We start from the raw sequence: 12492 nt of genomic DNA on the forward strand, positions 1-12492 counted from the left end.
TGGTCTTTTTGTTTTTTCTACTACCTACTATTTGAGACTTAAATACACCGCTGAGCTACAAGCAAACCTATTCCTCTCGAATGGTAAGTATGAACTAAATTCGTCTATTCACACTAAGAATTATAGAGTCTGTAAAAAAATGAGTATTTGATTTAAAATAGATCATTAGCAAGTGGAAATAATTACCTTTTACAAGTGACACAATAAATATTGTTTGATAAGATTAGCTTAATATTATAGAATATAACTTACGTGAGTAAGAAAATTGATAAAGGCATAAAAGAGGTGTGTAACATTGATCGTAGGTATCGGGTTAGATATAGCAGAAATCACTCGTATAAAGGAAGCTTATTTAAAAAGAGAAACTTTTTCTAGCCGAGTACTTACTCCAGCAGAAATGGAAATTTTTTCTAGGCTAAAAGGTAATCGTCAAATGGAGTTTTTAGCTGGGAGATATGCAGCGAAAGAAGCTTTTTCAAAGGCGATGGGAACAGGAATTGGGAAGTTGGGTTTTCAAGATATTGAAATAATACCAGATAATTATGGTAAACCTGTAGTTGAAAAATGTCCTTTTCAAGGAAATGTATTTCTTTCCATTACTCACACAGATACAATTGTTGCCGCACAAATTATTTTAGAAAAATAGAAAAGGGGAAACGAGGAAACGAAGCAACCGTTTAATAGGGATTTCGTCATACATATAATTGTTTTAAAGTTTTTAAGTGGAAATTTAATTGGAGTAATTCCAGTTAGAAAACAATGAAATAGGTTAGTTAACGCCTTAAGGTACCTAAAGATAAAATCAGATTTGTCTATAAAGTGAAATTTGATTTTTTATTAAGGTTGCGGTTTCAATGATTATCATTTCATGTTACCATGTTCTTGAAGTGAATCCTTTTTATGGGGTATGAAAAGGTAATCTTTTAGGAGGTATGGGGTAATGGATGAAAATGATAACATAATGAAAGTTAATTTAGCGCCAGGAGTATACAAAGTAGTTAAAGAATATTGCTCTATTGCAAATATTGATGAAAATGAATTTGTTAATTCGGTTATGAATTATTTTTTAGAAGAGAATTTAATAGTCTATGATACCATGGCGTAAAGGATATGCAGAGATGTCTCGTATCAATCTTGATATTTGTGATGAATTTGAAGTTTGTGAAAAAGAGGTCGGTGCCCATTCTAACCAGGTGTTATAAGGAGGAAAATACCTATGGTAAGACGGGGAGAGATTTATTACGCTGATTTATCGCCAGTTGTAGGTTCGGAACAGGGTGGGATGCGACCAGTTTTGATTATTCAAAATAATGTAGGCAACCATTACAGTCCAACCGTTATTATCGCAGCAATAACAGCTAAAATCCAAAAGGCAAAGATGCCTACCCATGTTGAGATATCAGCAGAAGAGTATAATCTTGAAAAAAATTCTGTTGTCTTATTAGAACAAATAAGAACAATTGATAAACAACGATTACGTGAAAAAGTGACTCAATTAGACTTTAAAATGATGAAAAAAATTGATGATGCCTTGGCGATAAGTGTTGGATTATCAGGTCAGGTGTAAAAAAATAAATAATATGTGGCATTCGTGAATGAACGAATGCTTTTTTTTTACTTTTTTCAAACAAATTGAAAAACTAAGTGTTAAGTGGTATGCTATGAAGGTTGTAAAACGTGGTTCGTTGACCATCCCACGAAAAAAACTAGGAGGAATAAAATGAAAATTAAAAGTTTAGTAATAAACGCAGTAGTTGCAGCGCTATACGTGGCGATTACTGCGTCATTAGCCTTTACGTCTTTTGGTGCAATTCAATTTCGCGTCGCGGAAATGTTGAATCATTTAGCCGTATTTAATAAAAAATACATTATAGGGATAGTTGGTGGAGTTTTGATATCCAATCTTATTTTTTCACCTATGGTTATTTATGACTTAGTATTTGGTGTTGCGCACACACTGATTTCACTGCTTATCATGAGTGGACTAACGAGAAGGATAACGAACGTTTGGGTAAAAATGAGTGTAAATACAATTGTTTTCACTATTGGCTCAGCGCTAATAGCATGGGAATTATATCTAGCGTTGCAATTGCCGTTTTGGTTTAGCTACTTAACTGTTGCGATTGGAGAACTGGTTGTAATGGGGATTGGTATGCCAGTTATGATCTATATTGATAAAAAAATTCATTTTAATGAAAGAATAGAAAGATAGAAAAAAGCTAAATGCATCAGCATTTAGCTTTTTTTAACGAATAAACGGCTTAACCAATATTCTTTAAATCTTCTATTTCAACAACACGAAAGCCTCGTTTGCTTAGAGAAGCAGATAATTGCTTAACGACATCTTTTGTAACGCCAGACTCTAAAGTGATCATAGTGCGACGAACTAATTCATCTTGTTCAACGTCTAATGTGATACAACTTGAAATAGAACAATAGCGACTAATGATTTTTGTCATATTTGCTAAATCGCCTTTTAGACCAGTTGAAGCAATGGTTAATACATAGCTACCTGTGTTAACATTCCATGATTGTTGCAACATATTTAGTAATGAACTATGGGTTAAAATTCCGTAAAAGCGATTATCATCATCTAGTACAGAAATATAAGGCAATTCTTTAATTGAGAAAAAGACTTTAAAGAAGGATGCGTTTATAGAAATGAATTTTGTAGCATTTTTTAATAAATGCGTCACTGGTAAATTCATATCTCCACCGTTAGCTTTATGACGATAGATATGCATTTTGTAAATATTTCCTCTAAAGATTGTTCCCGTTTCATCTAAGATAGGTACACATCGAAAACCTGAATTTTCAAGTATATCGATAGCTTCTTGAAGGGTTACAGTTTCGTTTACTGTAGTTAGTTTCTTTTTAGGAATGCAAAGTGATTTTATAAGCATGTTTGTATATCCTCCTTTAAGGATTGGTTTATTTAATTTGATAATAACATATAGTAGATAAGGTATCCAATGCTTTTAGAAATGGATGAAGAAATTCTTTAGAGATCTAAAGCAGATAGATAATAGTAAGATTAACTTGTCTGAAAGTAAATGGCATTCTATAATAAAAAAAGAATTCAATAAATAAGTGAAATGAAAAGTGGGGGAAGCGTAATGAGAAATGAAATGATGTATCGACCAGTTGTAGATAAAGAAGTAGTAGAGTTTCTTCGAAAGGAACAAAAACCCCTTAAAGGAAGACTTGGAGAAATTGAGCGTCAAGCGAATGTGGATGGTGTGCCCATTATTCCTCATGAGACAGTAGTATTCTTAAACGTGTTATTAAATCAAATAAAACCAAAACAAATTTTAGAGATTGGAGCAGCAATCGGATTTTCGTCAAGCTTAATGGCGCAACATGTCGGTGATGAAGGCCATGTCACGACGATTGATCGTTATGACGTAATGATTCAAAAAGCAAGAAAAAATTATGAAGATCTGGGCTTAACGGATAAAATTACTTTGTTAGAAGGTCAAGCAGCGGACATACTTTCTACTTTGGAAGGACCTTATGATTTAATTTTTATGGATAGCGCAAAATCAAAGTATTATGACTTCTTTCCGGATTGTATGCGACTGTTAAAAAAAGGTGGTATGTTAATCGTTGATGATGTTTTACAAGGTGGGACTATTTTAGCACCTAAAGAAGAAATTCCGAAAAATAGAAGAACGATTCATCGTAAATTAAATGCGTTTTTAGAAGTAGTAATGCAACATCCGTCTTTAGATTCAAGTATTGTACCTTTAGGAGACGGTTTGTTAATGGTAGTAAAACAAGACGAGACTGACTTTTCGTATATGATAGAGGATAAAGTATAAAAAAAGAGGGCATTTCAATAAAAAAATAGTTTAATAGCTGCTTTTTAATTGAAATGCCTGTATATTTTAAAAAAGCAAGTATTTAGTATTGACGAAAAAGAAAATTCTTGGTATATTAGAACACGTTGTTACAGAATGTAGCAATGATAAAAAAGAAATTCGAAAAAATGTTGACAAGTGTAATAAAGAAATGTTATTATACTGAAGTCATCAGAAATACATTGTAGCGGTTACATGAATAATTATACATTACAACAAATAATTATTTAAAAACTGTTGACAACTTATTTTGAAGGTGATATACTTCAGTAGTTGTCAGATGAACAGATTGACCTTTGAAAACTAAACAAAGTAAGACGAACCAAATGTGAGGGTGACTCAGCAGTGCTGAGTCAACAGTAACAAAATAGTGAATAATTATTCGCTAGCAATTCAATAATGAGCTTCAAGCATCATTTTATATGAGAGTTTGATCCTGGCTCAGGACGAACGCTGGCGGCATGCCTAATACATGCAAGTCGAACGCTTTAATTTCACCGGGTGCTTGCACCCATCGAAGTTAAGGAGTGGCGGACGGGTGAGTAACACGTGGGTAACCTGCCCATAAGAGGGGGATAACATTCGGAAACGGATGCTAATACCGCATATTTCTAATCGTCTCCTGACGAATGGAAGAAAGGTGGCTTCGGCTACCGCTTATGGATGGACCCGCGGCGTATTAGCTAGTTGGTGAGGTAATGGCTCACCAAGGCGATGATACGTAGCCGACCTGAGAGGGTGATCGGCCACACTGGGACTGAGACACGGCCCAGACTCCTACGGGAGGCAGCAGTAGGGAATCTTCCGCAATGGACGAAAGTCTGACGGAGCAATGCCGCGTGAGTGAAGAAGGTTTTCGGATCGTAAAACTCTGTTGTTAGAGAAGAACAAGGATGAGAGTAACTGCTCATCCCCTGACGGTATCTAACCAGAAAGCCACGGCTAACTACGTGCCAGCAGCCGCGGTAATACGTAGGTGGCAAGCGTTGTCCGGATTTATTGGGCGTAAAGCGAGCGCAGGCGGTTCTTTAAGTCTGATGTGAAAGCCCCCGGCTCAACCGGGGAGGGTCATTGGAAACTGGAGAACTTGAGTGCAGAAGAGGAGAGTGGAATTCCACGTGTAGCGGTGAAATGCGTAGATATGTGGAGGAACACCAGTGGCGAAGGCGACTCTCTGGTCTGTAACTGACGCTGAGGCTCGAAAGCGTGGGGAGCAAACAGGATTAGATACCCTGGTAGTCCACGCCGTAAACGATGAGTGCTAAGTGTTGGAGGGTTTCCGCCCTTCAGTGCTGCAGCTAACGCATTAAGCACTCCGCCTGGGGAGTACGACCGCAAGGTTGAAACTCAAAGGAATTGACGGGGACCCGCACAAGCGGTGGAGCATGTGGTTTAATTCGAAGCAACGCGAAGAACCTTACCAGGTCTTGACATCCTTTGACAATCCTAGAGATAGGACTTTCCCTTCGGGGACAAAGTGACAGGTGGTGCATGGTTGTCGTCAGCTCGTGTCGTGAGATGTTGGGTTAAGTCCCGCAACGAGCGCAACCCCTATTATTAGTTGCCAGCATTCAGTTGGGCACTCTAGTGAGACTGCCGGTGATAAACCGGAGGAAGGTGGGGATGACGTCAAATCATCATGCCCCTTATGACCTGGGCTACACACGTGCTACAATGGATGGTACAACGAGTCGCAAGGTCGCGAGGCCAAGCTAATCTCTTAAAGCCATTCTCAGTTCGGATTGCAGGCTGCAACTCGCCTGCATGAAGCCGGAATCGCTAGTAATCGCGGATCAGCACGCCGCGGTGAATACGTTCCCGGGTCTTGTACACACCGCCCGTCACACCACGAGAGTTTGTAACACCCGAAGTCGGTGAGGTAACCCTTTTGGGAGCCAGCCGCCTAAGGTGGGACAGATAATTGGGGTGAAGTCGTAACAAGGTAGCCGTATCGGAAGGTGCGGCTGGATCACCTCCTTTCTAAGGAAACTAACGGAAACCCACACATTCGTACTTACTTTGTTTAGTTTTGAGAGGTCAATGATCTTTCTTCTATAATAATAATAAAATAAATGCTCTTGGGGCCTTAGCTCAGCTGGGAGAGCGCCTGCCTTGCACGCAGGAGGTCAGCGGTTCGATCCCGCTAGGCTCCATTGCAACTTTAGTTGCGAAAATTTAAGTTGTTCTTTGAAAACTGGATAAAGTTAAAAATTGTAATTCAAGTAAGAAACCAGAAACACACCGAAAATTTTTAAAAGTAAGTTTTTAAGGTTCTCATCGAAAGATGAGTATTGAAAATTAACGATTAACCATAGGTTAAGTTAATAAGGGCGCACGGTGAATGCCTTGGCACTAGGAGCCGATGAAGGACGGGACTAACGCCGATATGCTTTGGGGAGCTGTAAGTGAGCTTTGATCCAAAGATTTCCGAATGGGGGAACCCAGCATCTTTTATAGGATGTTACTGCTGACTGAATACATAGGTCAGTAGAGGTAGACGCAGAGAACTGAAACATCTAAGTACCTGCAGGAAGAGAAAGAAAAATCGATTCCCTGAGTAGCGGCGAGCGAAACGGGAATAGCCCAAACCAGAAAGCTTGCTTTCTGGGGTTGTAGGACTGAACACATAGAGTCATAAATGATTTTGGTAGGAGAAGCGACCTGGAAAGGTCTGCCGAAGAAGGTAAAAGCCATGTATCCGAAACCAAATTCACTCTGATCAGTATCCTGAGTACGGCGGAACACGAGAAATTCCGTCGGAATCCGGGAGGACCATCTCCCAAGGCTAAATACTCCCTAGTGACCGATAGTGAACCAGTACCGTGAGGGAAAGGTGAAAAGAACCTCGGAAGAGGAGTGAAATAGCCCCTGAAACCGTGTGCCTACAAATAGTTAAAGCCCGTTAATGGGTGATAGCGTGCCTTTTGTAGAATGAACCGGCGAGTTACGATCCCATGCGAGGTTAAGTTGATGAGACGGAGCCGCAGCGAAAGCGAGTCTGAATAGGGCGAATGAGTATGTGGTCGTAGACCCGAAACCAAGTGATCTACCCATGTCCAGGTTGAAGGTGCGGTAATACGCACTGGAGGACCGAACCCACGTATGTTGAAAAATGCGGGGATGAGGTGTGGGTAGCGGAGAAATTCCAATCGAACTTGGAGATAGCTGGTTCTCTCCGAAATAGCTTTAGGGCTAGCCTCGGAATTAGAATCATGGAGGTAGAGCAACTGTTTGGACTAGGGGCCCTTCTCGGGTTACCGAATTCAGATAAACTCCGAATGCCATTGATTTATATCCGGGAGTCAGACTGCGAGTGATAAGATCCGTAGTCGAAAGGGAAACAGCCCAGACCACCAGCTAAGGTCCCAAAGTTTATGTTAAGTGGAAAAGGATGTGGAGTTGCTTAGACAACTAGGATGTTGGCTCAGAAGCAGCCATCATTTAAAGAGTGCGTAATAGCTCACTAGTCGAGTGACCCTGCGCCGAAAATTTACCGGGGCTAAACATAACACCGAAGCTGTGGATAGAACCATTGGTTCTATGGTAGGAGAGCGTTCTAAGGGCGTTGAAGCTAGATCGTGAGGACTAGTGGAGCGCTTAGAAGTGAGAATGCCGGTATGAGTAGCGAAAGACGGGTGAGAATCCCGTCCACCGAATGACTAAGGTTTCCTGGGGAAGGCTCGTCCTCCCAGGGTTAGTCGGGACCTAAGTCGAGGCCGAATGGCGTAGACGATGGACAACAGGTTGAGATTCCTGTACCAGTTTGTTTTGTTTGAACAATGGAGGGACACAGTAGGCTAAGGAATACGCGCTGTTGGATATGCGCGTCCAAGCAACAAGTTTTGAAGTGAGTCAAATGCTTGCTTCTTTAAGAACAAGTTGTGATGGGGAGGGAAATTAAGTACCGAAGTTCCCGATGTCACACTGTCAAGAAAAGCTTCTAGTTAGAAACAAACTGCCCGTACCGCAAACCGACACAGGTAGTCGAGGAGAGAATCCTAAGGTGTGCGAGAGAACTCTCGTTAAGGAACTCGGCAAAATGACCCCGTAACTTCGGGAGAAGGGGTGCTGACCAATTGGTCAGCCGCAGTGAATAGGCCCAGGCGACTGTTTATCAAAAACACAGGTCTCTGCAAAATCGTAAGATGACGTATAGGGGCTGACGCCTGCCCGGTGCTGGAAGGTTAAGAGGATGGGTTAGCTCTCGGGCGAAGCTCAGAATTGAAGCCCCAGTAAACGGCGGCCGTAACTATAACGGTCCTAAGGTAGCGAAATTCCTTGTCGGGTAAGTTCCGACCCGCACGAAAGGCGTAACGATCTGGGCACTGTCTCAACGAGAGACTCGGTGAAATTATAGTACCTGTGAAGATGCAGGTTACCCGCGACAGGACGGAAAGACCCCATGGAGCTTTACTGCAGTTTGATATTGAGTGTTTGTACAGCTTGTACAGGATAGGTAGGAGCCAATGAAGCCAGGACGCCAGTCTTGGTGGAGGCGTTGGTGGGATACTACCCTTGCTGTATGACCACTCTAACCCACAGCCCTTATCGGGCTGGGAGACAGTGTCTGACGGGCAGTTTGACTGGGGCGGTCGCCTCCTAAAGTGTAACGGAGGCGCCCAAAGGTTCCCTCAGAATGGTTGGAAATCATTCGCAGAGTGTAAAGGCATAAGGGAGCTTGACTGCGAGACCTACAAGTCGAGCAGGGACGAAAGTCGGGCTTAGTGATCCGGTGGTTCCGCATGGAAGGGCCATCGCTCAACGGATAAAAGCTACCCTGGGGATAACAGGCTTATCTCCCCCAAGAGTCCACATCGACGGGGAGGTTTGGCACCTCGATGTCGGCTCATCGCATCCTGGGGCTGTAGTCGGTCCCAAGGGTTGGGCTGTTCGCCCATTAAAGCGGTACGCGAGCTGGGTTCAGAACGTCGTGAGACAGTTCGGTCCCTATCCGTCGCGGGCGTAGGAAATTTGAGAGGAGCTGTCCTTAGTACGAGAGGACCGGGATGGACACACCTCTGGTGTACCAGTTGTTCTGCCAAGGGCATTGCTGGGTAGCTATGTGTGGACGGGATAAACGCTGAAAGCATCTAAGCGTGAAGCCCCCCTCAAGATGAGATTTCCCATCACGTAAGTGAGTAAGACCCCTGAGAGATGATCAGGTAGATAGGTTGGAAGTGGAAGTCTAGCGATAGATGGAGCGGACCAATACTAATCGGTCGAGGACTTAACCAAATTTTTTAAACGGTGTAAGACGGTTTCAGAACGAAAAACGATTTTTAACTTATCCAGTTTTGAGAGAACAACGTTCTCTTGATTGAAATTGTGTGGTGATGATGGCAAGAAGGTCACACCTGTTCCCATGCCGAACACAGAAGTTAAGCTTCTTAGCGCCGATGGTAGTGAAGGGTTTCCCTTTGTGAGAGTAGGACGTTGCCACGCAAATACAAAAGACATCATCTTTGGATGGTGTCTTTTTTTGATATATGTTAATTTTAAAGGTCTTCGTTAACTAGTGAGTGTAGAAGCTGCTAAAAAGAGTCTTATGGAATAGACGGATATTGAACCTAAAGTCTTATGATTTTTTCAGACCTCGTACAATCCTATTGCTCCAGTAGTTATGTTGTGCATCAACTAAATTCATCTATCTAGACTAGATAGTACTCAAAAAAATAGAGCCTGTTAATGAATAGAAGTTCATTAACAGGCTCTATTTTAGTTATTTAAGCGTGACGGTTGTCTAACAAAACAGTATTTTTAATATCTTCGACTGTTTTTGTACCAGCAAGTTGCATAACAAGTTCAAGTTCATGTTTAAAATGATCAAAAACAGATTTTACACCTTGTGATCCGCCTAAAGCTAAACCATAAATAGCTGGACGGCCAATAGCTACTAAGTCAGCACCGCTGGCAAGAGCCTTAAAGACATGTTGACCACGACGAACACCACTATCGAAGACAATCGGAACTTTTCTATCAACGGCTTCGGCAACTGTTTGCAATGAATCAAATGCAGCAGGGCCACCATCTAATTGGCGGCCACCATGGTTAGTTACCCAAATTCCACCAGCACCTGATGCTAATGAGATTAAAGCGTCTTCTGCAGTTTGAACACCTTTAACAAAAACAGGTAAACCAGAGTAGGAAGCAATAAATTCGACATCTTTAGGACTAAGGGTTTGTTTTGAAGATCCATAAACAGCATCCATTGATTGTCCAACACCAGATTGGTAGGCTTGAACAATGGGCATACCTAATGGGAATACAAAACCATTGCGCTTGTCGGCTTCACGATTTCCTCCAACAGTTGCATCGGCCGTTAATACAATTGCTTTTACTCCGTTGGCTTTTGCTTCATCTAAAATGTCTCTGTTGATTCCATCATCTTTACTCATATAGAACTGGAACCATTGTGGAGCACCAGCACCTGCTTGCGAAATTTCTTTAAAAGGTTTATTAGCATATGAACTGATAGTCATGATAGAACCAGATTCAGCAACAGCTTTTGCTGTGGCTGGTTCAGCAGCTACGTTAGCAAGTCCATGTGAAGCTACAGGAGCCATGATGATTGGTGTAGATAACTCAGCTCCAAAAATAGAAGTGCTTTGATCTGGGTGTTCGATATTTTTTAATACGCGTGGAACAATTAATTTGTGATTAAAGGATTCAATATTTTGTTTAATTGTCCATAAGTCTCCAGCTCCACTAGAAATATAGCCATATCCACCTTCTGGAATAACTTTTTTAGCTTCTAATTCAAGATCGAAAACATTGATTATATTTAAAGGTTTCTCCGCAGTACTTGCTTGATAAGGAATTTTATTAGCTTTAGTTGATTCTTCTTGTATGTTATCTAAGGAATGAGTTATTTTTACGTCTTTTTCAGTTTCTGTCATGGTGTTCCCTCCAAAAAATAATAGTTTATGATAGTTTCTAGTTTACCACTCTCATTAAAAATTTCAATTTTAATGAGAGAAATGCAGTAAAAAAGACTTAAGTGTGCTTATTTTTTTAAAATTGACAAAAATTTGTCTATGAAAGAGCAATAATTGAAAAAAAGGTTGACAAACCTAAATAGATTACTTACTATTTATAACCAATGATGCTATAATGATAACAAAGAGGTGAAGAAAAAGCTGTCTTTTGCGAAACTAGGCAAAAGGAAATTTGCCCTAAATTTGAACACACATTTGCTATTTTGGGTAAAAAATGGATGGGACTTATCATTGACGTGTTATTAGAAGGTCCTCAACGCTTTAAAAATATTGCTGCTACTATTCCAAATGTAAGTGATCGCGTACTTGTAGAACGATTAAAAGAACTTGAACAAGAAGGTCTTGTATCTCGTACAGTAGATCCAGATGCAGCGATGAGAGTTGCTTACAGCTTAACTGAAAAAGGGCAAGCCTTAAAAGTAGTGATGGATGATGTTCAAAAGTGGGCCGATGAATGGATATGTGTGTCAGAAGATTAAATTCATTGAAAAGTACTTGACCTTTAAGTCAAGATTACGTTAAACTAAATATATATGTAAATTGAATAGCAATAAATACAATGATGGAAAAAAGTAATTTGAAGAATCTAAATTAGAGAGCAAGTGTCGTAGGCTGAAAACACTTGATTAGAGACCAAATGAACGTTCACTTCCTGAGTTGACTTTGGGAATTACACTAAGCTAGTTAAAAGTAATGAATAAAGTTCCGGTCTACGCGTTATGTAAATGAAGTGTGAATTTAGCGCAAGTTCAATTCAAACAAGGGTGGTACCGCGAATGTAGCCTCGTCCCCTTTTAGGGATGGGGCTTTTTGTGTGCTTAAAAATAGTCTGAAATAAGGTCTCGGTTGAGCGTAATTTATAAATTTATTTAAAGGAGAATCAGAATGGATTTAAAAGATAATTTACACCTGTTAAGTAAGGAAGCTGTAGAAAAAATTGAAGCTGCTTCAGATTTAAAAGAACTAGATCAAGTACGTGTAGCCTACCTAGGGAAAAAAGGTCCAATTACGGAAATTTCAAAAGGAATGAAAACTGTCTCTGCTGAAGAACGTCCTATCCTCGGTGCACTTGTGAATGAAGTGAGAAATGAAATTACATCACAGTTAGAAGCGAAAAAAGCACGGTTAGAAATGGGAAAAAATCAACCGTGATTTAGAAAATGAAGCGATTGATGTTACGTTACCAGGTAACTCAGTAGCTGTAGGGCAATCACATGTATTAACGCAGATAATGGAAGAGATTGAAGATTTGTTTATTGGTATGGGGTATCAAATCATTGAAGGACCCGAAGTTGAAGAAGACAGCTACAACTTTGAACGAATGAATTTGCCTAAAGACCACCCAGCTCGGTGATATGCAAGATACTTTTTATATTACAAATGAAATTCTATTGCGTACACACACTTCACCTGTTCAAGCTCGTACAATGGATAAACATGATTTTACAAAAGGGCCATTAAAAATGATCAGTCCCGGAAAAGTATATCGTCGTGACAGCGATGATGCGACTCACTCACATCAATTCCATCAAATGGAAGGGTTAGTTGTAGCGAAAGATATTACAATGGGAGATTTTAAAAGGAACGTTAGAAGTTTTTGCTAGAAATTATTTGGTTCAGAACGTGAAATCCGTTTA

The 12492-nt window shown here is 40.5% G+C and carries 8 protein-coding genes, 1 tRNA gene, 3 rRNA genes, 1 pseudogene and 1 other annotated feature; of the genes and pseudogenes, 11 read left to right on the top strand and 2 right to left on the bottom strand.

Annotated elements, in window-relative coordinates; translation table 11 throughout:
* Positions 1 to 295 precede the first annotated feature (295 nt).
* From acpS to BP18_RS12105, 4 genes are all read left to right on the top strand, one after another.
* Positions 296 to 646: a holo-ACP synthase gene (gene acpS / locus BP18_RS12090; protein WP_007721662.1), complete on the top strand. Its 351-nt coding sequence runs from the start codon at positions 296 to 298 to the stop codon at positions 644 to 646.
* A 294-nt stretch (positions 647 to 940) separates the two neighbouring features.
* Positions 941 to 1105 carry a hypothetical protein gene (locus BP18_RS12885; RefSeq protein ID WP_231549476.1) on the top strand — a complete coding sequence of 55 codons (165 nt, stop codon included), beginning with the start codon at positions 941 to 943 and terminating at the stop codon, positions 1103 to 1105.
* Positions 1106 to 1216: 111 nt separating this feature from the next.
* Entirely contained in the window at positions 1217 to 1567 is a 351-nt protein-coding gene (locus BP18_RS12100) for a type II toxin-antitoxin system PemK/MazF family toxin (protein ID WP_007721658.1), read from the top strand.
* A 153-nt stretch (positions 1568 to 1720) separates the two neighbouring features.
* Positions 1721 to 2212 (top strand): QueT transporter family protein, encoded by a 492-nt coding sequence (locus BP18_RS12105; protein WP_007721654.1) that lies wholly within the window; start codon positions 1721 to 1723, stop codon positions 2210 to 2212.
* A gap of 49 nt (positions 2213 to 2261) precedes the next feature.
* Here the strand turns inward: BP18_RS12105 and cbpA are convergent, their stop codons facing one another.
* Positions 2262 to 2903: a cyclic di-AMP binding protein CbpA gene (cbpA, locus tag BP18_RS12110; protein WP_007721652.1), complete on the bottom strand. Its 642-nt coding sequence runs from the start codon at positions 2901 to 2903 to the stop codon at positions 2262 to 2264.
* Positions 2904 to 3116: 213 nt separating this feature from the next.
* Here cbpA and BP18_RS12115 point away from each other — a divergent pair, with 213 nt between their 5' ends.
* From BP18_RS12115 to rrf, 5 genes are all read left to right on the top strand, one after another.
* Positions 3117 to 3821, top strand: coding sequence for an O-methyltransferase (locus BP18_RS12115; protein WP_007721649.1), 705 nt, complete (start codon positions 3117 to 3119; stop codon positions 3819 to 3821).
* Between the two features lie 457 nt (positions 3822 to 4278).
* A 16S ribosomal RNA gene (locus tag BP18_RS12120) occupies positions 4279 to 5840 on the top strand.
* Between the two features lie 100 nt (positions 5841 to 5940).
* A tRNA-Ala gene (locus BP18_RS12125) sits at positions 5941 to 6013 on the top strand.
* Positions 6014 to 6174: 161 nt separating this feature from the next.
* Positions 6175 to 9095: ribosomal RNA gene (locus BP18_RS12130) — 23S ribosomal RNA — on the top strand.
* Positions 9096 to 9186: 91 nt separating this feature from the next.
* A 5S ribosomal RNA gene (rrf, locus tag BP18_RS12135) occupies positions 9187 to 9302 on the top strand.
* Together the 16S, 23S and 5S rRNA genes with 1 tRNA gene alongside form the textbook arrangement of a ribosomal RNA operon.
* 281 nt (positions 9303 to 9583) lie before the next feature.
* Here rrf and BP18_RS12140 read toward each other — a convergent pair.
* A complete protein-coding gene (locus tag BP18_RS12140) occupies positions 9584 to 10756 on the bottom strand; it encodes an alpha-hydroxy-acid oxidizing protein (RefSeq protein WP_231549421.1) in 1173 nt (390 codons plus the stop codon).
* A 269-nt stretch (positions 10757 to 11025) separates the two neighbouring features.
* On the opposite strand from BP18_RS12140, the gene BP18_RS12145 reads away from it, so the two are divergent.
* Positions 11026 to 11334: a winged helix-turn-helix transcriptional regulator gene (locus tag BP18_RS12145; RefSeq protein ID WP_035050278.1), complete on the top strand. Its 309-nt coding sequence runs from the start codon at positions 11026 to 11028 to the stop codon at positions 11332 to 11334.
* 71 nt (positions 11335 to 11405) lie between these two features.
* Positions 11406 to 11650 (top strand) — a binding site (T-box leader).
* 90 nt (positions 11651 to 11740) lie between these two features.
* A pseudogene (locus BP18_RS12150) lies at positions 11741 to 12492 on the top strand (phenylalanine--tRNA ligase subunit alpha); the annotation flags it as partial.

Origin of the sequence: Carnobacterium jeotgali MS3 (assembly GCF_000745125.1) — a bacterium.
In the GTDB taxonomy this organism is placed as follows: domain Bacteria; phylum Bacillota; class Bacilli; order Lactobacillales; family Carnobacteriaceae; genus Carnobacterium_B; species Carnobacterium_B jeotgali.